Here is a 22,745-nt window from a genome sequence, read left to right on the forward strand (position 1 = left end):
GGAGGCGAGGCTCGAAACCGCCTTGAGGCTGGCGAAGTTACTCGCTCTCATCGCGGTGGTCAGCTGGTGAATATTCTTCGTCACTATGTCGGCGCGCCAAGCCAGACGCCGGGCCCGACACGTTCTCACCTGCGCCGAGATCACTGCGTTAGACCAGATCAACGCGTCCCGAACGCGACCGCGCCTCCAACGGCCCACGCTCGCCGCCTACCTGCTGCAAATCGCCATGCGTGGAGGCTATCTCGCCGGCAAACATAATCCGCCTCCCGGCAACATGTCGCCCGGCGCGGCATGACCCTCTTGCACGACATCGCCTTCGGCATCTCCATTGAATCAAGCCGACGATGTGGGTAATCGAAAGCCGGTGAAGGCCTCGCCGGAGGCGTACGCAGCGCAATCCAGTTGCGCAACAGGTTCGCATTCACGCCGTACGCCAGCGCAAGCCCGCGACCGAAACCCCGGGGCTCAAGACACGCTTTGATCAGACGGGCCTCACGACCGGGTCAGACTGACGATTGCCGTCCTCAGCACCGTGATGACCGCAACCTTTCCACTGCCAGGTTCGTCCATCTCTTGCATTGATAATGGACACATCTCTGCGATCCTGCTCACAAAGGCCTAGGTGCAGAAATTGAACGCTTACCGACATTTCTGTCGGGTTTGTCGAGTCCGCCCGACCGGTTGCAAAGCCTTTTCATGTCCGGTCTCGGGAAAATAGCTGAACAGCAAGGAAACCTCTTGCTTCAGCTCGTGTCACCCTAATGGGCACAAATTTTGAATGTACTTCGTTGCCGAACCGGTACCGCCTGCCGCCATTCACACGGCAGGCGTTCGAAAGCATTAGATGATCTAGATCTGCGTCTAATTAAAAGGATCGCGTTATGCCGAATAAAAAGAAGAAATCCTATTCCCTATTGAAAGATGATGCTGTATGCGCAAGAATAATCAATGCACGCAACACGAAAATCGTCGATACAGGCAGCAACAGAGGACATGGCGTCTTCTCTGCTCGTCAATTCTTGCCCGGCGAGGTCGTTATGATTGGTCTAATCGACCGTTTGGAAGAAGTTAGGACGATATACACAATTCAAATGGATTGGAATGTTCATGCTCTGTTTGAGGAGCCAGCTATCCGCTCGAACCATTCTTGTAATCCCAATCTAGCGATCGCGCCTAACCGATTCGGAGCCTATGACTTTATCGCTATTCAGGAAATCTCTCGTGACGTCGAACTGACCTGGGATTATGCTACCTCAGAGAGCGAGAGTATCGCGGTACCAGTCTGTCTTTGTTCAGCGGCAAATTGCCGAAAATCCGCCGGAGGCTTCTTCACGTTGCCTCCTGATCATCCGATGCTCTCTGCAGGATTCTACGCTCCCTATCTCCAACGGAACTCTGGACGGTTTCCGAGGGGGATAGGAATGTTTGCAAAGTTGGTTGGCTCCTAGCACACCTCCGCTGAAGTTGCGACTCGTTGGGTTCTGGCGGCGCGCATTTGGTGACACACTTTGGGTGATTCGCAGCCTGAGGAGCACGCTATGTCGCGCCATTCTGCCCCGCTCACGCTCAGCGCCAAGGCTCAGCTCGCTGGACCGCTTGATCCGCCATTCGACACTCCAGCAACTGGCGCTTTGGGCGCGGGCGATCGTGCTGTCAGCCGATGGCGTCGGCGTTTGTGACGGCGCGGTTCCGATTAGCCACAGGAGCGCGAGCGATCTGGCGCGCGAGGCGGTACGACGCGGCAGTCACATTCATCTCGCCTCGGTCTATGGGGCGCTTTTAAAAGAGAATCTGACCTCAAGCCGCATCTGGTTCGCCCCTGGATCACGGCCAATCGCGATCCGGACTTTGAAGCCAGATGCATCGATGTGTGCAGCGTCTATCGCCGCGCATCGCAGCCCAAAAGACGACGAAAACGGTGTCGGCCGACGAGGATGACCGGCATCCAGGCGCTCGAACGGATCGCCCTTTCCTTGCCGATCAAGCCGGGCAAGGTCGAGCGATGCGAGTTCTAATATGTCCGCCACGGCACGCAAACGCTCATCGCCCACTTCGACGTTGTCACCGGCATGGTCGGCGGCTCTATCGTAAACACGCGCACCGAACCGGACTTCGTCAGCTTCCTCGATGGCCTGTTGCGCACGGGAGCCCCGGCCATGCGCTGGCGCATCATTCGCGACAATCTCGATGGCACCGTCAAGTCAACTGACGGCTGATGAGATGTGCGTACATGGGCTATGTCAGAAGTTGCTCGTGATCCGCTCTTTCTGTCGTCGCCACCGCTTTCCCGCCGAGATCATTGCGCACGCGGGATGGCTCTACTTTCGCGTTCCGCTCAGCCTGCGCATGGTTGAGGACGAGCCGGCGGCCCGCGGCATCGTCACGCATCAGACCATTCGAAGCTGGGCGGAGAAATTCGGACGGCGTTTCGCCCGGGAGATCAAGCGACGGTCAGCCGGCTGCCTGGGCGACAAATGGCATCTCGACGAATGTGTCGTGGCTATCAGTGGCAAGAAGCAGTGGCTCTGGCGTGCCGTCGATCAGGACGGCTTCGTTCTCGAAGTTCTGGTGCAATGCCGCCGAAATGCCAAGGCGGCAAAGCGTCTGATGCGCAAGTTGCTGAAGGCTCAAGGGCAGACACCACGGTCATGATCACCGACAAGCTCCGGTCCTATGATGGCGCCAGGCGCGACCTCATGCCCGGTGTCGAACACCGGTCGCACAAAGGCCTCAATAATCGAGCGGAAAATTCACACCAGCCGACCCGACGAAGGGAAAGGACCATGAAACCCTTCAAGTCGGCACGCCAGCTTCAGCGGTTCGTTTCCATCCGTGATCCGATGGCCGACCTGTTCCACTTTCCCCACAATACGCTGTCTCATCGGCTCAATATCGAGACCTGCGTAATGCCGCCATGCAAATCTGGAACAAATTGGGTGTGTCGCCCCGGCGCGACAGCCGTCCCAGCCAGCTATCGCTGCATCAATCCGCTGATAACTTACAGCGCTGAATAATCTCAAAGCTTCTTTATTGCGCGCGGGATGCCCTCCGCGAGCTGCCTCAAGACACTCCACCAGATGGGTCGAACCCGATTCATAAGTGCCTGGCCATCATACAAGCTGGGCTAGGCTTACGTATTGACCGCCATCGTGTTCTTTGCTGTCAGCCGTGTCAGCCAGTCTGGGTCCATTTCGGGGACAGAAGACAAGAGCAATCCCGTGTACGGATGATGCGGTGGCCGGAACATCTCGTCCTTGGGGCTTTTCTCAACGACCTTGCCTTCCTTCATGACCACTACCTCATCGGCGATCGCACGAACGGTCGCGAGGTCGTGGGTGATGAACATGTAGGTGAGGTCGCGTTCGCGCTGCAGTCGCACCAGGAGCTTCAGCACGCTCTCGGCGACAAGCTGGTCGAGCGAACTCGTCACCTCGTCGCAAATCACGAGCTGCGGGTCGGCGGCGAGTGCGCGAGCAATGCCGACGCGCTGCTTCTGGCCGCCCGACAGTTCCGACGGCAGACGGTCGATGTAGATGTCCGGATCGAGCTCCATGTCCTGCAAAAGCTGGCGCGTGCGCGCCTCCAACGCCTTGCCTTTTAGCCCGAGATAGAAACTAATCGGCCGTCCAACGATCTCACGCAACCGCTGGCGAGGATTGAGCGCGGTGTCGGCCATCTGGTAGATCATCTGCACCTGCCTGAGATCGGCCTTTGTACGCTCGCGGTAGCTGGGCGGCAGCGTCTTTCCGGCGAGCTCGACGCAGCCGGCCTTCGCCGGGAGCAGCCCCATGAGAACTTTGGCGAGCGTGGATTTCCCCGACCCGGATTCGCCGACAACTGCGACCGTTCGCCCCCTTGGCAGCACGAATGATACATCAGACAGCACTTGTACCGCTCCATAGGCGGCGTCCACGGATTCAATTCTGACCAGCGGCGGCGGCGGTTCCGCGTCGGGCCGCAAAGGCGCACGGAAGCTGCGCACCGCCCAAAGTGACTTGGTGTAGTCGTCCTGAGGGCTTGACAGCATAGTGCGCGTCGGCGCCTCCTCGACGGTTTCACCGTTGCGCAGCACCATGATCCTGTCGGCCATCTGTGCCACCACTGCAAGGTCGTGGCTAACATAAATGGCGGACGTGCCAAGCGATTGCACCGCGTCGCGGATCGCTGAGAGGACTTCAATCTGGGTGGTGACGTCGAGCGCCGTCGTCGGTTCGTCGAAGATGATCAGATCGGGTCGACAAGCCATTGCCATGGCCGTCATTGCCCTCTGCAACTGGCCGCCGGAAAGCTGGTGTGGGTAGCGGAAACCAATCTCGGCGGGATTTGGTAACTGAAGTTTCTGATAGAGCTCGATCGCATCGGCTTCAGCTTCAGCACGGGTCATCAGGCCCCGCAGGACAGGAAACTCGACATGCTGGTCTATCAGGCGGAATGCCGGGTTGAAGCTCGCGGCCGCTGACTGGGCAACATAGGCGATCCGCGATGAGCGCAGCCCGCGTCGCACCTTGCGCGGCGCGCCGATCAACTCGATGCCGTCGAACAGCACACTGCCGGCGGTAAATCGGCAGCCGTCGCGCACAAAGCCCATGGCGGCAAGCCCGATCGTGGATTTGCCCGCGCCCGACTCTCCGATCAGGCCGAATACCTCGCCGCGCTTCACCGTAAGGTCGACGTCCTTGACAATGGGCTTCCAGGCCTCATCAGCCTTGCCTTCGATGCGCAGGCCGCGGATCGTCAGAAGAGGATTGTTGGACGGATCCGGTCTCAACATTGCTCAGTCCTTTATCCCACTGACCTCGTGAAGAACCCAGTCGACTACGAAATTGACGGCGACCGCGAGCAGCGCGATTGCCGCGGCCGGCAGCAGCGGCGTGATGTCGCCGAAGGTGATCAGCGTCGCGTTTTCCCGCACCATCGAACCCCAGTCGGCTAGCGGCGGCTTGATGCCAAGGCCGAGGAAGGAGAGCGCAGCGATGGTCAGGAACACGAAGCAGAAGCGCATGCCAAATTCCGCCACCAGTGGCGCTGCAGCATTCGGCAATATCTCGCGGCGCATGATCCACAACAGCCCCTCGCCGCGCACCCGCGCTGCCTCGACGAAATCCATCGCAACGATGCCGAGCGCAACCGCCCGCGCCAGCCGGAACACGCGCGTGGAATCGGGGATTGCGATGACGGCGATCAGCGTGCCGATTCCGGTGCCGAAGATCGTCAGCAGCAACAGGATGAAGATCAGACCCGGCACGGCCATGATGATGTCGACAAGGCGCGACAGCACCTGGTCGACCAGGCCTCCCACCGTCGCCGCGAGGAGGCCAGCGACTGTCCCGATCACGAAAGCTAGCGCCGTCGCGAATAAGGCAATGGCGAGCGTATTGCGGGCACCAAAGATGAGCCGGGTCAGCATGTCGCGACCGAGATTATCGGTGCCAAGCCAATGCTCGGCCGACCATTGCAGGTATTGACCGCCGACAACCTCGCGTTCGCTGTAGGGCGCGAGCAGCGGCGCAAAGACAGCGACCAGTATGTAGATCGAGATGACAGCCACGCCGAACAGCGCCGTCGGCGGCATTCCTTTCACGGTGCGGATCAAAGACGCCATCGCGACCTCACTTCCCGTGCATAAGGCGAGGGTTGGACAAGATCGACACGATGTCGGCGAACAGGTTGAGCAAGATGTAGGTGACCGAGATGATCAGGCAAATGGCCTGCACCACCGGCACGTCGCGCTTCGACACTGAATCCACCAATAGCCGGCCGAAGCCGGGATAGACAAAAACGACCTCAACGATGACCACGCCGGTGATAAGATAGGCGAGATTCAGCACGACGACGTTGACGATTGGCGCCAGCGCATTGCGTAGCGCATGCACCATGACGACGCGCATCTGTGACGCGCCTTTAAGCCGGGCCATTTCGATGTAGGGTAGGCTGAACAGGTTGATGAGCGCAGCGCGCGTCATGCGCATGATATGCGCCGTGATCGCGAGCGTCAGCGCCAGCGCAGGCAGGAAGGAGCGGTAGACCCGTTCGGCGAAATCCGTGCTCGGCGTGATGTTGGAGATCGACGGGAAAAGCCCCAGCTTCACTGACAGGAACAGGATCAGGATATAGGCAACGAAGAATTCGGGAAACGAGATCGCGGTTAGCGTCAAGACGCTGGCCGCCCTGTCGAACAGGGAGTTGCGCAGAAGCGCCGCGAGGATGCCGAGTATCAGAGCCAGCGGAACGGCTATGGTGCCTGCGAACGCGGCCAGGAACAGCGTATTGCCAAGCCGCCCAGTGATCAGTTGCGAGACAGGCAGCCTGTTGGCGATCGACGTGCCGAAATCGCCGTGGGCAATGTCCTGCAGCCAGTGGGCATAGCGGGTCATGGGCGGCTGGTCGAGGCCGAGTTGGTGGCGGAGCGCGGCCACCGTCTCGGGCGTCGCCGACTGGCCGAGGATTTCCTGCGCGGCGTCGCCAGGCAGCAATTCCACAGACCAGAAGATCAAGATCGAGACGATCAGAAGTGTGACGAAGCCGAGCGCCAACCGGTGCAGGACGAGCCTAGCTATTTGCATCATAATCCTTTTGGCCCCATGAACGTCGCCTGGGCACGCACCACGGCCATGCCATCGCGCAGACATTCCAGGTCGAGTTCCACAGTCTGGCCCTCCTCACGCTCGCCGAAACCGCGAACCCGGCCAACATACGTCAGCACATCCCCCGGCCAGACGGTAGCCAGGAAGCGGGCGCGCATGGCTCTCACATTCTCCGGTCCCAGCCAGTGGGCGGCGTAGGCGCCCAGCACGCCGGCATGGTGCATACCGACGGAAATAAAATCCGGCAACCCCTCCTCTGCCTGTGCCGCGAACGTATCGTGGTGAGCTGGTGAGTCTTCTCCGGACGCACATTGATAGCGGATCATCTCGGTCATCGTCAGGCCCGAAACCGTAACTTCGCCGGGGCCGTCGCCAATTCCGAGAGTCGTCTTCACGGCGCGAACTTCATCGAGTTCGAGCCGGGATTCCCCCCGCCTGAGCCATGGGCGCTCGCGCACCGTTTTAGCGGGGGCGAACCCGGGACGGCGGTCCGGTCTAATGGAAGTTGGCATCCAGCGCGCCACCAAGCGCCCGTCTGTCGCATCGCGGAAGTCGGTCTTCATGACGAAGAATTCGAGCCTGCCGGATCGGCCCTCCTTGAAGAAATGATCGGCGACCTCGGTCGAGGCGATCAGGCTGTCGCCGGCGTGCGGCGGCGGACCAAAAAACTCGAAAGACTGCTCGCCGTCAGTCGTCCCGTACGCATCGATCCCGGCAAGGGCCGATCCGGCCGGCGGTCGCTCGAGAATGTAGCCCCAGTGATAGCCAGCCATGACCAGGAAGGTCGGGGGCACGACAGCGTCGCGTGCCTCCATCCAGGCGGGATGCGAGGAATAGAGGCTGCGTGCGAATTGCCTTATGGCACCGCGCTCGATCGGCACCTCAAAATCCGGGCCGCGCACGCCGATGATGCCTTCGTTGCTCATGCCGTTACCCTCCTCTCGATCAGAGCGTCGACGGCGACCGCCTCGCCATCGCGCGTAACGATTACCGGATTGATGTCCAGCGATACTAATTCACGCCGGTTTTCTACCGCATAGGCAGCGACTGCCTCGGCAATGTCGGCCAGCCGGCTCTTGGCTTGTTCAGTTAAGTTTTTGGTCGTTCTCAGGCCACCGATGGCCGCCTCTATCATGGCGCGCGTCGACGGCAAAAGCAGAGCCGTCGAATCCTTCATATGCTCGACATCGACGCCGCCGGCGCCGATCACTAGCGCATGACCGTAGATACGGCTTGCCTTGATCCCTACGATGATCTCGGCGGCGGCGCCCGAAACCATTTTCTCCACAAGGAAGCCGTCCGGCTTGATTCCCGCGGCGCAAAGGGCCTGTTCCATCCGGTCGAGGGCGCTAGCTAGGGCCGCCCCGTCCGCAAGGCCGACGGCTACGGCGCCTATCCTGTTCTTGTGCAGCAGCAGAGGTGATACCGCCTTCAGCACCACTGGGAAACCGATCGCGGCGGCGGCGGATGTCACCTCGCCTCGCGCCACCATGCGCCGGTCGGGGAAAGGCACGCCGGCCGCTTCCATCGCCGCCTTGGAGCCCCATTCGTCGATAATCTGCGACCCGCCGTCGGCTGCGACCGCCTCGGGAAGTCCAATATCGCCATCAGTAGCCGCCGCGACGCGCTGGCTGTGCCGGACCACCGCCGCGATCGCCGCGACGCCGTCCTCCACCCCGTGCAGTGCAGCGATGCCGTTCTCCCGGCAGATTCGATGGGCATTTTCGGAGATGTAGTCCGGCATGGTGGTGACCAGCGCCGAGGCAATGCCGGTGTCCCTCGCTGCACGCACCCATGCCTTGAGGCTCGGCGATTCGAGTCCGTCCCCACTGTCGGAGTTCATCACGCCGATGTCGTAGCCGCCCGCCAGCATGGTGCGGAAGCACTCGTAGAGCGCCGGCTCGTTTTCCAGCGAAAGCCCGACCATGCCGGTGTAGGCGGCATTGTGGTCAAGCGGATTGGAGACATGGGCGAAGTCGGGCAGTTGCTCGCGTAGCGAGGCCGCGGTCGCCGCCGAGGGCGCGGGCAGCGCCAATCCAGCATCCGCCGCCGCGTCGGCGAACAACGCGCGGGACGCTCCACTCGCCGTCAGCACCGTCATGCGGTTGCCTGGCAGGCGGCCGCGCCAAACGTTCATCGCCTTCAGCGTCTCCTGAAGCTGCGGCAGCGTGTGGACCCGGGTGAAGCCGAGCCGGTCGCATAAGGCGTCGAACAGATGGTCGTCGCCAGCCATCGAGCCGGTATGGGTGAGCGCCATCTCCGCGCCAAGCGCGCTGCGCCCGCTCTTCAGCACGACCACCGGCACGCCGCGCGCCCTGGTGACCTTGGCGGCTTCTGATAGCGCCGCCACGTCGCCAGGCCCTTCCAGGAAGATGCCAATGGTTGTGATGCGCGGATCCTCGCCCAGTACCGCCAGCCAATCGGCGACATCCAGCAGGGCCTGATTGCCGGTCGACGCCACGACGGCGGCCCGCACTTGGCGCCGGTCTCGCACGAACGCATAGGCGATGCCGCCGGACTGCGAGATGAAGGCGGCGCCGCTCTCGACCGCGTAGGGCTCATGGTCGTTCATGGGCCACAGCGCCACCCGGTCGAGGCGGTTGAGCAGGCCGTTGGAATTGGGGCCGACAATCGCCAAGTCACCGGCGGCGGCGACAAGCCGACTCTGCAGCGACTTGCCGTTCTCCCCCGTCTCGCCGAAGCCGGCGGCAAAGCACACCGCACCGCCGGTGTCCCGACGCGCCAACGCCGCAACGGCTTCGATCGTGAGATGTCTGTTGACGTTCAGGAAGGCGGCATCCGGCGCTTCCGGCAGGTCGTCGATAGTCGGCACGCATGCAATTCCACCGATCTCGGCATGCGACGGATTAACGATATCGATCCTACCCTCGAAGCCGGCGCGCCGTAAAATCTGGACCGATGGCGCAAGCGCGCGCCCGCCGATAAGGGCGACGGACCGCGGCTTCAGAAGACGGCGAAGGTTGAGCCGTCGTTTCTCGTTCATGAATAATACTCCATTCACGGCAAATACCTGCCGCCCGCTCTCGAGCTGCGGCCAGTTGGGTGACAGATTTTTTTGTCGAAGATCAGGTGTGAGGGCCAGTCCCAATCTGGCTGGCCTCACTATTCGTCACGCGAACCACCAGCGCTCGCCGCACTTCAATCCGTCGAGTTCGGATACGGAACTCAGGCTTGGGCCGTGCGCTACCTCTGCACGGCGGACCAACACATAGTTGGCATACATTGGTATGATGACACCGCCGTCGTCGGACACTAGCCTCTGCATCTCGCCGTACATTTCTTTGCGCTTCGCATCATCCAGCTCGCTGCGCGCTTCCATCAGCAGCTTGTTGAAGTGCGGGTTTTTCCAGTGCGTATCGTTCCACGGCGCTTCGGCGGCGTAGACTTGGCTGAACATCCAGTCCTCGGTGGGGCGGCCCTGCCAGAAACACATGACGAAGGGTTTTTTTGTCCAGACATTCGACCAGTAGCCGTCGTTCGGCTCTCGGACGACGTTGACGTTGATGCCGGCCTTCGAAGCCTGCTCGCTGAACAGCACAGCGGTGTCCAGCGCACCCTGGAACGCCGCGTCTGCGGCATGCAAATCCACCTTAAGGCCGTCGGCCCCCGCCTTCTTCAGATGAAATTTGGCCTTGTCGGGATCATAAGCTCGGGCCGGTAGGTCGGTGTTGAAGTAGCGGTTAGCCGGGGCGATCGGCTGATCGTTGGCGACTTTGCCATGCCCATTCAGGATCTTCTGGACCATCTCCTCGCGGTCGATCGCATATTTGAGCGCTAACCGCACATCGACATTGTTAAAGGGCGCGGTGTCGGTGAACATTGGCATGGTGAACTGCTGGGTGCCGGTCACCTCGTCCACAACAACGTCCGAGCGTGCCTTAAGCCGACCCACTGTCGCTATATCGGCGTTACTGATGACGTCAACCTCACCAGTAAGCACGGCGTTCATACGGGCCGCCACGTCGTCGATCCCAATGATCTCGACTTCGTCGAACCAGGCGGCGTTCGGCTTCCAATAGCCGTCGCGGCGTTTCAGCAGAAGCCGGTTGCCGACGTCATATTCGGCCAACGTATAGCCCCCGGTGCCGATATGGGCGCTCCAGTCGACCTTCCCATTGTCGGCTGGGCCGACGACAAGATGATAGTCACTCAACAGATAGCCGAAGTCGGCGTTGCCGCTGCTGAGCTCGATGACGACCGTGTTCGAGCCGTCGCTCTTGATATTAGCGATGCCGTCGACGATTGGCTTGGCCGACGACTTCGAGTCCGCTCCACGATGGTGATTGATCGAGGCCACCACGTCATCGGCCGTCAGGGTCTTGCCGTTGGAAAAGGTCACACCGGAGCGCAGCTTGAAGGTCCATGTCTTGGCGTCAGGCGCGGCCTCGTAGCTTTCGGCCAATTCCGGCTTGAGCACGCCATCAGAGCCGATCTCGACCAGATTGTTATAGATGCAGCCGAAGCCGCCAAGGCCCATGATGACGCTGACCCCCCAAGTGGCGGGGTCCCAGCTTTCCGAAGCATTGGTCCCGTTGGCGCCGATCCTCAGCCGCCCTCCGGTCTTCGGTTCAGCGCGAGCAACGCCGCCGACAAACGGCAACAGCGCAGCACCGGCGCCCAGCGCTGCCGCCATCCGCCCGAACTGGCGCCGTGAGATCGCGGCTTGGAAATTTTGAGTCATGGTCTTGTCCTCCCTTGGAACTGCCCAAGAAAAGCACATCTCACATATCTCGACTAATATGAAGTTAGATGTATGATATCAACATATGATATAGGTTGGCGATGCTCGGATTCCGTGAAATTGAGGCCTTTCGGGCCGTTATGACGAGCGGTTCAATCTCGGCCGCCGCCCGGATGCTCAATACCTCCCAGCCCAACGTCACGCGGCTAATCGCCGTGTTGCAACGCCGCGTTTCCTACCCGCTTTTCATCCGTCATGGCCGCGGCGTTTCGCCGACGCCGGAGGCCGAAATGCTGTTCGCAGAGGTCGACCGCTCGTTCAATGGCTTAACGGAAATCGAACGCGCCGCGCAGGAGATCGGTGAATACAAAGGCACCCAGATCACACTCGGAACCGTGCCGGCTGCCGTTTCGCAGGTGATACCGAAAGCGGTCAGCGCGTGGCAGAAAGCGTTTGGCGACATTTCGATCACTGTGGAATTGCGCGGCACGCAGCGCATCTTTCATTGGGTCCGCACTCGCCGTTTCGACCTCGGCCTGGTGAGCCCGCTCAGTGACATGCGCGACATCAATGTCGTGGCGCGGTGGCGATTGCCCTATGTCGCGCTGGGGGGCCCCCACCACACAGGCCTCGGCGACACCGGCAAGGTGTTCGACATCGCCAACAGCGGCGACACACCGCTAATCGTGCCCGGCATGGGATACATGCTTGCCTTATGCGAGGACACGCTGCTCGCCCGTTTGATTCAGGAGAAAAGCAGCGTCGACGGTCACATTTCTCTCACGGCGGCCCATCTGGCGATGGCGGGACTGGGCATCGCGCTGGTCGATCCCTTTACCGCTCACTATTTCGAGGACGCTTTTGATGCGGAGGTCAGGCCGTTGAAGAATGCTCCGTTCTTCGATCTGATGTTAATCGCGCCCCCCGAGCAAGCGCGCTCGCGTGCTTCGGTGCGTCTTGGTGAGATGCTTGTTTCCGCGATTGAGGACGTCATCAGCTCGTGCCCTTGGAATTCGGTAAGCAACCGGCAAACCGCATAAAGCAACTGACCTGCGGGGACCGAAGAACAAACATGACGTAATCTCGGGAGCGGGGGCCACCTCAGACGTGGCGGCGATGTTCGAACCTCTAGCCGGCTGGCTATCCCGATAGGATGAAGAACGGGCTCCGATTCGGGCCCAGGCATCGAACGGAGGACAGCCATGGAGCGGTATATCGGTCTCGACGGTGCGCCATGGCGGCGCCGGAGGTGAACATGGAATAGCCACCTCTCAAGCTTGCTGATTTTCGACCGGCGGCTGCAATGCCGCCCCGCCTGCAGGAGCGCGGGCGGAAGGGGGCCGAGAAGCTTGACCGGGCGTCGCCGGCTTGGTGTCAGAAGCAGATCGGCCTGAACTGTACCGGGTGCAGACCATCGACCGCAGGCCGGGCTACCACAGTGTCTATGGCGAGATAACGAAGCGAGCGCCGGAAGCGTCGGATTCAACCGTTGACGCCTCCAAATCGTGCTGTTGGCATGGGAGGTAAGAAGCGATCAGTCGCGGTCGGCTGGTCCCCTGCGGGGCGCGTCAAAAGCGCCCAAGACGGACGGGGGAGCGCTCATGGCCCTGTCTTCCGCATCGCCTGGGGTAAAGCTCACCGCCTACGGGCATCAAGGTCGGAAATCGGAACACGGGAACTTGGACTGTCTGCCCAGTATGGCACTGGGCTAGCCGCGACGGCCGGAGATAGACGGCACCAAGGGCGGAGCTTCCGTAGTAGTCGGAGCGCGGGAAAGCCGTGCACAGGGCGAAGCTTCTCACGACGAATTACAGGGGAGCATGAGGAACTGTGGGGCAGTCACGCTGCGGCAAAACGGGCACTTTCTGTGGCGCGGTTCCGGCCCGTTCAGAGAACCTCCGCCACCAACCGCCCCACAGTTCCTCATGCTCTCCAAGTGGCGACAGGTCATGGTCTGCTCGTAGCTTGAGATACTCGAATTGGTCGTAACCGGCAGGGTCGCTTGCCTGGCCTCGGCAAGCACAAGCTCCGCCGGCGCCCCCGCCGACAGCGCTCGGCCGAGGTGGGGAGGATTTTGGGGAGCTTGGGCGCCGCTAACCTCTGTTCGGCCGAGAGCCTGACATTGGGCGACGACATTGCTAGGCCGTCGGCTTGACGCACCGTCGGATTGCGACGATCTCGATTGGATGTCGAGATCGCGGACGAGCCGGCGAACGACGTGCAGTTGCTGGAAATGCTTCTCGCCGAAGAAGGCGAGATCGGCACGCGTCTGCAGAAAGAGCTTGACGACGACGGTTGCCACGCGTCGAAATGGCCGGGACAGAACGCGCCGCACAGGCCATCGCTCACCCCACCCGCCGACACCATGGTGGCGAACCCTTCCGGATAGACGTCCGCTGCATTTGGCGCGTAGAGCAGATGAGCGCCGAGCGGCGCGAGCTTGGCGGCATTGTCATGCTCAGTGCGCGGGTAGGCCGCGCGATCGGCCGCGCGGCCTTGGCGAGTGTGGCACGCATCAAGCTCAGATGGCCTTCATGCAAGGCACCCATAGTCGGCACGACAGCGACCTTCAGGCCATTCTGACGCCATCCGGCCACAGCTATGCGCAACTCGGCGACGGTTCGTGCGATCGGGATGCTCATGCGCCTTCTCCACGATTGACCGTCCTTCGCGCATCGCCGAACAGATGCTCGGCCGCTGGAAAGCGGTCAGTTCACTTAAACTGCAGGAGGGACCACGATGTTGGCACAGTCTTCCGTCCCCGCTTCGATCGAGCCGCCGCCATGATCATTTCCTCAACCGGCCCTCCTCGACATGGCCTGTCGTCGAGGCGCTAGATCGGCTGCAGGCTTAAGAAGCACGACATCCAGATGGAACGCCTGCGATCCGATGTCGGAGTTACGACGTTCTGTCCGGCACGCGACACATGCCAGACGGGATAGCCAAGACAAATCAGCACTGGACGTTTGGCACGCGTCTTGAACGCATCGCCTGGTCAATGATCAGCGCTATGGCTCGCTCCGTCAAATCTTCGTAACGACAGTGCTAGCCGATAATATTCGTTCCGTGTGGCGGTGGTGCAAAAAAGGGTGATTTCACAATGAGCGTTCCAAATTTGACGAAACTGGCCAATGCGCTCGGAACTGACAAGGGCGATGAGGTTTACCACGCCCATGGCTACACCAGCTTTTACTCGTTTCTGTTCGAGGAATTTCGGCGCGAACCTTTCACGATGGTCGAGATTGGACTGCAGCGCGGCTGTGCCGATCCCGAAGAACTGTTCACTCGCAAGGTCGAAGACATACCGTCGATCAAGATGTGGTTGGAGTTCTTTCCCAAAGCTAACATCATCGGCTGCGACATTTCAGATTTCAGTGCCTTCAAGATAGACCGCTTTCGTTTCGAGCGGCTGGACATGGGCGATCCGGCAGCCCTGGAACGCCTTGCGGGCTCACTGCCGCCCGTAAGGATCATCATCGACGATGCCTCGCACGCCGCTTACCATCAGCAACTTGCTCTAGCAAAGCTTTTTCCTATCGTCGAGCCTGGCGGCTTTTACATCATCGAGGATCTGCATGTCACGAACCTAACTGCCGCAAGATTGCCGTCTTGTAACCCAACCGCTGCGGTAGTCGAGAGGTTCAAGCACACGCGCGGGCTCGACATTGCCTTCCTGTCCCCGATCGAGCGCAGAAACCTCGAGACGTCGATCCGAAAGATGTTCATCCATCGCAACGACAAAGGCGGCGTCAGCTGCTGGGCCATGAAAATGGTCGGGTTTGAAAAGTTTTAGAGCGCCAATCACGCAGCTTCTGCTGGCTAGAGGTGATCATGAGGTATTGGTGGAAGCTTCAATCTTTGCATCAATCGATACGGCGTCAGTCCGCGGCGGGAGGCTGTACCGCATCGGGGCTCACCGCGAGCTTGCATAGTTGTGGCGGTTTTTGCGATATTCAACGTCCTTCACCTCGTCGCCAATAGCGCGGACTTGTACCAATGCTCCGCTTGAATTCGCGGCTAAAGTGATAGGCGTCAAAAAAACCGCATTGATCGGCGACGTCGCTAACGGTCAGATCGGTCTCAAGGAGCATCTTTTGCGCCATCATAATGCGCTCCTTGGAAAGCCACCGCCGGGGACTTATCTGCAGATGCTTTTGGAACAGCCGTCGAGTTTGAGCAGGACTGAGCCCAGATACCGCGGATAATTCTTCCGCACGCCAGGATCGTTGCGGTTCCTTGCGCATCCTGCCGACGATGTCGGCCAAGGCGGCAGGAAGCCTGGTTTTACCGAAAGTTGTCCGTGGCATTGCGATGCTGTGAACCAGCTCCCCAACGAAGCGGTTAAGTGCGAGGTCGATATCGTCCCGTCGAGCACGCAGTGCTTCAAACAGTGACCCGAACCAAGATTCGATTTCCTCCAGTGAAGCTAGAGTAACGCTCGTCGGTCCCGAACCAAAGACCTTCTTGCGAATCGCGGTGCAACTTGGTCCGTCGAGCCTTATAAACAGCACGGTCCAAGGATCGGTCCTATCCGGCCAATGGGCGTGGGGGAGTTCATTTGCAATCCAGACCAATTGATTGCGTTCGACATTCAATGTCCTACCCTCCGTCAGGACAAAGCCGCGACCTGATAGACAGACCATGACATCTTGACCCGGATAAGCGTCACGCTGAATAAAATGATCGACCGACGTAACGGCTTTGCCGGCTCGTACCACGGTGTAAGCGTGTTGAGTCCAGCCATCCTCCGGGACGTAGTAGTGACTCTCCGGAAACAGAGTGCGCTGCGGTATATTTGTCATGCGCGTCTGATACATGTCGGCGCGACATTTGTCCATTTCCAGCGCTATCTGGCCAGCTTATGGTGCTTTCGTGAATTGACGGCGGGCCTTCGGGTCGCTCCGGAGTATGCGCGTTTTGTACGCGTAGGTGATCCTAGGCACTGGGAGGAGAGAAATGAAGGTACTTTATGTCCGCTGTCCCCGACGCCTCATTCGGCATGGATCCATAAATCGAAACGGCTTCGAGGCGGCTGCCCGTTAGCTACAGAGGGAGGGATCTATGACTAAACCTAAAATCACGGTCGTCGGCAGTTTCGCTGTCGGCCTGACCATTCGGACTCCCGAAATCCCTGTTTTCGGCGTCACCCTGTTTGGCAGCAGCTTCGACATGGGGCCGGGCGGCAAGGGTTCTAACCAGGCCGTCGCTACTGCGCGTCTGGGAGCTGACTCTGCACTGGTGGCAATGATTGGGCAGGACAAGTTCGGCGAGATCGCTACCGACCTCTACAAATTCGAAGGCGTCCGAAGCGCTCATGTGCGGCAAGTGGCAGATAGCCCGACCGGAGTTGGTTTCATCATTCTCAACGAGAAAGGCGAAAACTTCGTCATCATTGACCACGGCGCCACAAGCCTCATGGACGCCACTTTCGTAGATGATGCCGAGAGCTGCATCCAGGACAGCGACGTTGTGATGGCGGTGCTAGAGGCGCCTGTATCCGCGGCAATGCGCGCGATGGTACTAGGCCGTAAACACGGCAAGATTACCATCCTGAACCCCGCGCCCGCGACGCCGCTCCCGGATGAGATATTCCAGTACGTGGATTATCTCACCCCTAATGAAAGCGAACTGAGGATCCTTCTCGGGCTCAAAGCCGACGATCCTCGCCCCTCTCGCGAACTGGTCGATATTCTTCGATCGCGCGGCGCGCGAAATGTGGTCGTCACGCTTGGTGAAAAGGGAGCTCTAATCGTGACGGATTCGATCGATGTGCAAATTCCCGCAGCCAAGATCGATGTCGTCGATACTACAGGCGCCGGCGACGCGTTCAACTCCGGCTTTGCTGTGGGACTAGCCGAGGGGCGTGGCGTCGTAGAGGCAGCACAGCTCGGCATCGCCTGTGGCGCTCTGGTGTGCACCAAGCTTGGGGTAATTCCAGGGATGGCAAGACGAGATGCAGTCGATGAGATGTACCGTTCACTGAACTTCTCCCAGAGCGCGCTGAACATGTGCCAGCGTAGCTAGGCCGGGAAAGCCCGGTGTCTGGTCCAGATCCGATGATGCGGTGGGCGGTGCTCCTGTTATGAGCGATGCAAAGCCATCGAATATACCCACCGCTTGAACTAGCTACCATGCCTCCCAAGGCCTCCTCGGTCGCGCACGTGTTGTGCGGCCGAGGTCAAGATCGCCCAAACGGCTCCGTGAGTTCACGGGAAGGAAAACCCAGCATGCAACGTATATTCGACTGGAGTGCCAAAGAGGCCGAACGTACGGTCACCGTTGCGGATCTCCGAGCCGCCCGGTCGCTTGGCAAACGGTACACGCAGGTCACTGCTAACACGGAAGAGGAAGCCGCGGCAGCCGAAGAGGCGGGCATAGAGATGGTTGTCGCTCGCGCCCGCAACGTCGAAACGGTTAGAAGAGGATCGCGCAGGATCTTCACAACGGCTGCCCTTGGGTTTGCCGAGGCAGTGACGCCCGACGAAATTCTGCGATCCGCGTTCAAGGCACTCACCGATGGAGCGGACGCCGTGATAACTGCCAGGGGGCTGTCCACGGTGTGCGCTCTGGCTGCGGAAGACATCCCGGTGATGGGTCACCTCGGACTGGTACCAAGAAAATCCACATGGGTGGGAAAGCTCCGCGCAGTCGGAAAAACCACGGACGAAGCCGTCCAGCTGTATCAGCGATTCCGGCGACTTGAGGATGCTGGCGCCTTCGCAGTCGAATGCGAAGTTATTCCTGCCAAAGTGATGTCAGAGATACGGCGACGTACCGGTCTTGTGACCGTGTCACTTGGTTCTGGTCCCGATGCCGACGCGCTCTTCCTTTTTACGGAAGACATATGTGGTGAGGCCGAGCGCCTGCCTCGACACGCCAAAGCCTACGGCAATCTGCATGAACTGAAGAAGCGTGTGCAGGAAGAGCGCGTCCGCGCGCTGCGGGCGTTTCGTGATGACGTCTGTATGAGGGCATTTCCCGGTGACCGGGAAATGTCGAAGATCAGCGACATGGAATTCGAAGCTTTCGTCTCTGCGCTCGATGCAAAAGGCCTGAGAGCTCACCGGCCCGTAACATCGAGAGCTCTGATTGCTCCCTACGGTCAAACCCGGCGCAAGTGACCGGTTCAGAATGCCGATTTACTGGAGAAAGGAAATGGACGACACCCTTTACGGAAAGCGCGATAAGCGCGGGAACTGGACGCCGAATAAGAAGCTACAACGCTCGCCTATCTTCGTTTGGCCAGCTCAGCCGTTGAAGTTCCTGCGTTGGTTTCTGGGATACCCCGGTTACCTCTGGCCTTGGAATGCCGGCTATTTCGCAGCTTCATTGATCGTATGGCTTTATCTTACTCCTTCGCTCGAGACCATGCGGGAGTTTCATGCGCAATGGATATCGCTGATCCTTGCCCGAAACGCTGCTTTGACGGTTGCTCTCTATGGAGGCTTTCACCTCATCTTCTATGTCATGCGGCGCCAGCAGACGAAGTTCAAGTATAATGCGAAGTGGCCCGACATCGATAACCCGACCTTCTTGTTCGGCAATCAGAACGCGGAGAACATCTTCTGGACGATGTGCAGTGCGGTTCCAATTTGGACAGCGGTCGAGGCCGCCACATGGTGGCTTTATGCCAACGGGTATCTCCCGTATGTCGCTTTCGCCAAGCACCCTGTCTACTTCGTAGCACTGCTCATCCTCGTGCCCGCCTGGCGCGAACTGCACTTCTACCTAATTCACCGCCTAATACATGTGGGCCCTTTATACCACTGGGTTCACAAACTTCACCACAATAATGTCAACCCGGGGCCGTGGTCGGGTCTTTCCATGCATCCCGTCGAGCACTTCCTGTACTTCACGGGCGTCGTGATACATTTCGTCGTACCCTCACATCCGCTTCATTCGATGTTCCAACTCATGCATGCAGGACTCTCTCCCGCCAAGTCGCATGTGGGATTCGACAAGATGGTCGTGGATGGAGACCACATGATCGATACCGACAACTACTATCACTATCTCCACCACAAGTATTTCGAAGTGAACTACGGAGAGAAGCGCATCCCGCTCGATGAATGGTTCGGCACCTTCCACGACGGCTCGCCAGAGTCCGACGAGGTGATGGCCAGGCGGATCAAGGCGAAGAAATACACCCGCGGTGGCTCCGCCTGATCAAGACACATCGCAATTTCCAGCGATCCAACATCAAAATCTCGGCCCTGTGACGGGGCCGACCTCTAGCAATGTCGGCGAGTATTCGAACCGACCCATGTTCAAGGAGCTCTTATGACAAGTGGAGAAAACTGGGTAGTCGCGTGCACCGTCGACGCACTCCAACCCGAGGAAGCCCTGAGGGTCGATGTCGGCTCCCGAACGTTTGTTGTCGTGCGGTCGCCCGACGGCAAGTTCTTCGCAATGGATGGCCACTGCTCGCACGAAAAGGTGCATCTCGCCGGTGGTATAGTCGACGGTAACATCATCGAGTGTCCCAAACATTTCGGCACCTTCGATTATCGATCTGGAGAGTCACGCGCCCTGCCGGCCTGTATCGACCTCAAAAGCTATCAAGTGAAGGTTGAAGCCGACTCCGTTTACATCAGGATGTGACCGAAAAGTCGATCGCGACCGGCGCAGCCAGAGGTTATTTCGCCTTTTTTATCGCGGCAACACACGCGAACTGGTCAGGAGGGACAAATGGAAAGCGAACGAGCCATGGTCGTCGTTGGCGCCGGCGAGGCTGGAGCAGCCGCGGTCACCGCTTTGCGCGAAGGTGGCTGGACTGGACCGTTGATCCTGATTGGCTCGGAAGATTCTTTGCCATATGAGCGGCCTCCCCTTTCCAAGGCGTTTCTGGTGGAAGAACCGCCGCCGGGCCCACGGCACATACTGACATCCGATCGTCTGAGGGAGCTCCGCGTAACGACGTTCTTCGGTCGATCGGCCTTATCGATCGACCGCTCGCGTCAAACGGTGAAAATCTCGGATGGACCGAACGTTCCTTACGAACGGCTCCTTCTTGCGACTGGAGCCGCTCCCCGTACACTCCCACCGAGGTACGGCAGCGCGCAGAATGTTCTCACCCTTCGGACACACGACGACGCAGTTCGCTTGAGGGCGGCCATTGGACCAGGCTCTAAAATCGTTGTCATTGGCGGGGGCTTTATCGGACTGGAGGTCGCCGCGAGTGCGGTCTCTCGCGGGGCATCGTGTGTCGTGCTTGAGGCCGGACCGCGTCTGTTGACCAGGGCGGTGCCTGAAGTCTTGGCCCGCTTGATTCAGGGTAGGCACGAGGAAGCTGGCGTTCAGATCGTTACAGCTGCGTCCATCACCAGGATAGAAAGGCGCGCCGAGCAGACGCTGATCATTCTTGACGACGCGAGAGTTTTTTACGCCAACAAAGTCGTCGTTGGGATCGGCGCCGTGCCCAACGTGAAGCTAGCAGAGGCAGCCGGTCTGTCCGTCGACAACGGCATAGTTGTTGATGAGACACTAGCGACCAGCGATCCCAACATTTTTGCTGCCGGGGACTGCTGCTCGTTTCCACACCCCCTTTATGAAAGGCGGCTGCGACTGGAGGCGTGGCAGAACGCCCGACGTCAGGGGATGACTGCGGCTGCCAACATGCTGGGGGCACACCAAATTTACGACGTCATTCCGTGGTTTTGGTCGGATCAATATGAAGAGACGCTTCAGATCGCGGGCATTTGCCCTGATCACTCTGCCGTGCACCGAGATCTTGGTCCAAAGGGCACGGTCCTATTCTACCTGGACCACGACAGCAAACTTGTTGCGGCGTGTGGCTTCGGTTCACTTGGCGTCATCGCAAAGGAGATCCGCTTCTCCGAGACCTTGATCGCGAGGCGCCTCAAGCTTTCGCCTGCAGCACTGGCCGACCCCACGATGAGTCTCAAGTCACTGCTTGTCAGCTAACCCGAAGCGCGGCGTCGGCATCCTCAACAACGAACTTCATATCGGCCGCCTCGTCTGGAACCGGCTCCGCTATCGAAAGACCCGGATACGGGAAAGCGCGCGTCGCGTCTCAATCCTGAGTCCGAGTGGATGATGCAGGAAGTGCCGGAGATGCGCATCTCGATCAGGACGTCTGGGACAATGTGAAGGCACGCCAGCAGACGCTCGCCTATGAGACGTCTGAGCCCGGTGAGAATGCGCTGAACAAGCGACGGCGTCCGAAGCACCTGTTTGCCGGCCTTGTGAAGTGTGGCTGCTGTGGCGGCGGCTACATGATGATCTCGAAGGATCTGCTGGGCTGCGCAACGTCACGGAATAAGGGCACCTGCGATAACCGGCTGAATATCCGGCGGGACGCGCTGGAAGCCTCGGTGCTCAGCGGCTTACGGACCAATCTGATGGAGCGCGAGCTATTCAAGGAATTCTGCGAGGAATTCACTCGTGAGGTGAATCGGCTGCGGATTGAGCGTAGCTCGGACGTCATCAGCCAGCGCAAAGAGTTGGAACGCGTCCGCCGAGACTTGGAGCGAGCGATTCAAGCCATACTGGATGGTGTGCCCGGGGCTCAGCTCAAGGACAAGATTGGCGACCTCGAAGCCCGCAAGGCGGAACTGACCGAGTTGCTGGCCAATGTCGACGAGCCGCCGCCGCTTCTGCATCTGAACCTGGCGGAGATATACCGCCAGCGTATTTCGACACTCTATGAGAGCCTACAGAGCGCGGACAGCAAGGCCGAGGCAGCGGAGGTTTTCCGGACGTTGGTCGATCAGGTCACCCTCGTGCCCGCCGAAGATGAGCTGGCGATCGTGCTTCGCGGCGACCTTGCCGCGATCCTGCGGGTTCGCGGCGAACAAGAAAAACCCCGACGTCCTTTCGGAGGCCGGGGTTTTGGGTGCCTTGCTTTCGCAAGAATCGTTGGTTGCGGGGACTGGATTTGAACCTGTGATCGTCAGGTCAGGAGACTACCACTACTTGGTCGGGAAGAAGATCGGATTGAAAGGGAACCTTCCTTCATCTTTGCATCACGGTCAGTCTGCTCGAGATTGATCGCTGCAAACCGGGAGCAGGCCAGCTCGACAACCGTTGCAACAGATCCTTCAAGGAAATTCATAGACTCTTAGCAACTCCGGCTCGCTGTGAATGGTAGGCTTATTGCAACGTCTGAGATCAGTGGTCAAACCTTGGCGCCGCTTATCCTCCGACTCGCCGAACTGCTTGCAATTTCGGCTAAAGGCAATGGCAAGAAGAGCGCCCATTAGTTTGTTCGACACAGCGATTTCGGCGGTCGGTCACGGCCACCGAGATTTGTCTGGTCGTTGGACAACCTTCGAAAGCTGCAACTTCTGTGGAGAACGGGAAATGAGAAATTCGGTAGAACTTGGGCCTGACCCATGATGGCACTGGTCAGTCGCCTGCGCACGGCAGCCCATTCTGATCGCCTTCGAATCCTGGGCCTTTGTGCGCATGCGGACCTAACTGTCTGCGAGCTAGCGGAG

The 22,745-nt window shown here is 59.6% G+C and carries 19 protein-coding genes and 2 pseudogenes; 12 read left to right on the forward strand and 9 right to left on the reverse strand.

All coding sequences use genetic code 11. The features are described 5' to 3' along the window. Window positions 1-881: 881 nt before the first annotated feature. From NKK50_RS26435 to NKK50_RS26450, 4 genes and pseudogenes are all read left to right on the forward strand, one after another. Window positions 882-1,448, forward strand: coding sequence for an SET domain-containing protein-lysine N-methyltransferase (locus NKK50_RS26435; protein ID WP_352544078.1), 567 nt, complete (start codon window positions 882-884; stop codon window positions 1,446-1,448). Window positions 1,449-1,596: 148 nt separating this feature from the next. Then, window positions 1,597-1,938 carry a hypothetical protein gene (locus NKK50_RS26440; RefSeq protein WP_352544079.1) on the forward strand — a complete coding sequence of 114 codons (342 nt, stop codon included), beginning with the start codon at window positions 1,597-1,599 and terminating at the stop codon, window positions 1,936-1,938. A 131-nt stretch (window positions 1,939-2,069) separates the two neighbouring features. Then, entirely contained in the window at window positions 2,070-2,216 is a 147-nt protein-coding gene (locus NKK50_RS26445; RefSeq protein ID WP_352544080.1) for a hypothetical protein, read from the forward strand. 21 nt (window positions 2,217-2,237) lie between these two features. Next, window positions 2,238-3,010, forward strand: a pseudogene (locus tag NKK50_RS26450) (IS6 family transposase). 120 nt (window positions 3,011-3,130) lie between these two features. Here NKK50_RS26450 and NKK50_RS26455 read toward each other — a convergent pair. The 6 genes from NKK50_RS26455 to NKK50_RS26480 all read right to left on the reverse strand — a co-directional run bounded on the left by NKK50_RS26455 (window position 3,131) and on the right by NKK50_RS26480 (window position 11,238). Beyond that, window positions 3,131-4,771, reverse strand: a complete 1,641-nt coding sequence (locus tag NKK50_RS26455; protein ID WP_352544081.1) for an ABC transporter ATP-binding protein — start codon at window positions 4,769-4,771, stop codon at window positions 3,131-3,133. Between the two features lie 3 nt (window positions 4,772-4,774). After that, window positions 4,775-5,602 carry an ABC transporter permease gene (locus NKK50_RS26460; protein ID WP_352544082.1) on the reverse strand — a complete coding sequence of 276 codons (828 nt, stop codon included), beginning with the start codon at window positions 5,600-5,602 and terminating at the stop codon, window positions 4,775-4,777. A gap of 7 nt (window positions 5,603-5,609) precedes the next feature. Then, window positions 5,610-6,566 (reverse strand): ABC transporter permease, encoded by a 957-nt coding sequence (locus NKK50_RS26465; RefSeq protein ID WP_352544083.1) that lies wholly within the window; start codon window positions 6,564-6,566, stop codon window positions 5,610-5,612. Then, on the reverse strand, window positions 6,563-7,510 hold the full coding sequence (locus tag NKK50_RS26470; RefSeq protein WP_352544084.1) for a MaoC family dehydratase: 948 nt from the start codon (window positions 7,508-7,510) through the stop codon (window positions 6,563-6,565). Before NKK50_RS26470 ends, NKK50_RS26465 begins: the two co-directional genes overlap by 4 nt. Then, window positions 7,507-9,588, reverse strand: coding sequence for an acetate--CoA ligase family protein (locus NKK50_RS26475; protein ID WP_352544085.1), 2,082 nt, complete (start codon window positions 9,586-9,588; stop codon window positions 7,507-7,509). The genes NKK50_RS26470 and NKK50_RS26475 overlap by 4 nt, the downstream gene beginning before the upstream one ends. 126 nt (window positions 9,589-9,714) lie before the next feature. Next, window positions 9,715-11,238 carry an ABC transporter substrate-binding protein gene (locus tag NKK50_RS26480; RefSeq protein ID WP_352544086.1) on the reverse strand — a complete coding sequence of 508 codons (1,524 nt, stop codon included), beginning with the start codon at window positions 11,236-11,238 and terminating at the stop codon, window positions 9,715-9,717. Between the two features lie 149 nt (window positions 11,239-11,387). Between NKK50_RS26480 and NKK50_RS26485 the strand changes: the two genes are divergently transcribed. Then, window positions 11,388-12,326, forward strand: a complete 939-nt coding sequence (locus NKK50_RS26485) for a LysR family transcriptional regulator (protein WP_352544139.1) — start codon at window positions 11,388-11,390, stop codon at window positions 12,324-12,326. Window positions 12,327-13,233: 907 nt separating this feature from the next. Here NKK50_RS26485 and NKK50_RS26490 read toward each other — a convergent pair. Together NKK50_RS26490 and NKK50_RS26495 are read right to left on the reverse strand one after the other, a co-directional pair. After that, window positions 13,234-13,422, reverse strand: coding sequence for a hypothetical protein (locus NKK50_RS26490; RefSeq protein WP_352544140.1), 189 nt, complete (start codon window positions 13,420-13,422; stop codon window positions 13,234-13,236). Between the two features lie 103 nt (window positions 13,423-13,525). Continuing rightward, window positions 13,526-13,928, reverse strand: a pseudogene (locus NKK50_RS26495) (pantoate--beta-alanine ligase); the annotation flags it as partial. A 458-nt stretch (window positions 13,929-14,386) separates the two neighbouring features. Here NKK50_RS26495 and NKK50_RS26500 point away from each other — a divergent pair. Then, entirely contained in the window at window positions 14,387-15,079 is a 693-nt protein-coding gene (locus NKK50_RS26500; RefSeq protein WP_352544087.1) for a hypothetical protein, read from the forward strand. Between the two features lie 160 nt (window positions 15,080-15,239). Here the strand turns inward: NKK50_RS26500 and NKK50_RS26505 are convergent, their stop codons facing one another. Then, window positions 15,240-16,103 (reverse strand): AraC family transcriptional regulator, encoded by an 864-nt coding sequence (locus NKK50_RS26505; protein WP_352544088.1) that lies wholly within the window; start codon window positions 16,101-16,103, stop codon window positions 15,240-15,242. A 244-nt stretch (window positions 16,104-16,347) separates the two neighbouring features. Here NKK50_RS26505 and NKK50_RS26510 point away from each other — a divergent pair, with 244 nt between their 5' ends. The 6 genes from NKK50_RS26510 to NKK50_RS26535 all read left to right on the forward strand — a co-directional run bounded on the left by NKK50_RS26510 (window position 16,348) and on the right by NKK50_RS26535 (window position 22,187). Continuing rightward, window positions 16,348-17,310 carry a ribokinase gene (locus NKK50_RS26510; RefSeq protein WP_352544089.1) on the forward strand — a complete coding sequence of 321 codons (963 nt, stop codon included), beginning with the start codon at window positions 16,348-16,350 and terminating at the stop codon, window positions 17,308-17,310. 203 nt (window positions 17,311-17,513) lie between these two features. Continuing rightward, window positions 17,514-18,407: a 3-methyl-2-oxobutanoate hydroxymethyltransferase gene (locus tag NKK50_RS26515; protein WP_352544090.1), complete on the forward strand. Its 894-nt coding sequence runs from the start codon at window positions 17,514-17,516 to the stop codon at window positions 18,405-18,407. A gap of 34 nt (window positions 18,408-18,441) precedes the next feature. Beyond that, window positions 18,442-19,452 carry a sterol desaturase family protein gene (locus NKK50_RS26520; protein ID WP_352544091.1) on the forward strand — a complete coding sequence of 337 codons (1,011 nt, stop codon included), beginning with the start codon at window positions 18,442-18,444 and terminating at the stop codon, window positions 19,450-19,452. A 114-nt stretch (window positions 19,453-19,566) separates the two neighbouring features. Further along, complete coding sequence (locus NKK50_RS26525; protein ID WP_352544092.1) at window positions 19,567-19,887, forward strand: Rieske 2Fe-2S domain-containing protein; 321 nt, start codon at window positions 19,567-19,569, stop codon at window positions 19,885-19,887. 87 nt (window positions 19,888-19,974) lie between these two features. Continuing rightward, the gene (locus NKK50_RS26530; protein ID WP_352544093.1) at window positions 19,975-21,210 is read left to right on the forward strand and encodes an NAD(P)/FAD-dependent oxidoreductase; all 1,236 of its coding nucleotides are present in this window, start codon (window positions 19,975-19,977) and stop codon (window positions 21,208-21,210) included. Window positions 21,211-21,335: 125 nt separating this feature from the next. Next, window positions 21,336-22,187, forward strand: a complete 852-nt coding sequence (locus NKK50_RS26535) for a recombinase zinc beta ribbon domain-containing protein (protein ID WP_352544094.1) — start codon at window positions 21,336-21,338, stop codon at window positions 22,185-22,187. Window positions 22,188-22,745: the final 558 nt, after the last annotated feature.

Origin of the sequence: Mesorhizobium sp. M0001 (assembly GCF_040324255.1) — a bacterium.
Classification (GTDB): Bacteria; Pseudomonadota; Alphaproteobacteria; order Rhizobiales; family Rhizobiaceae; genus Mesorhizobium.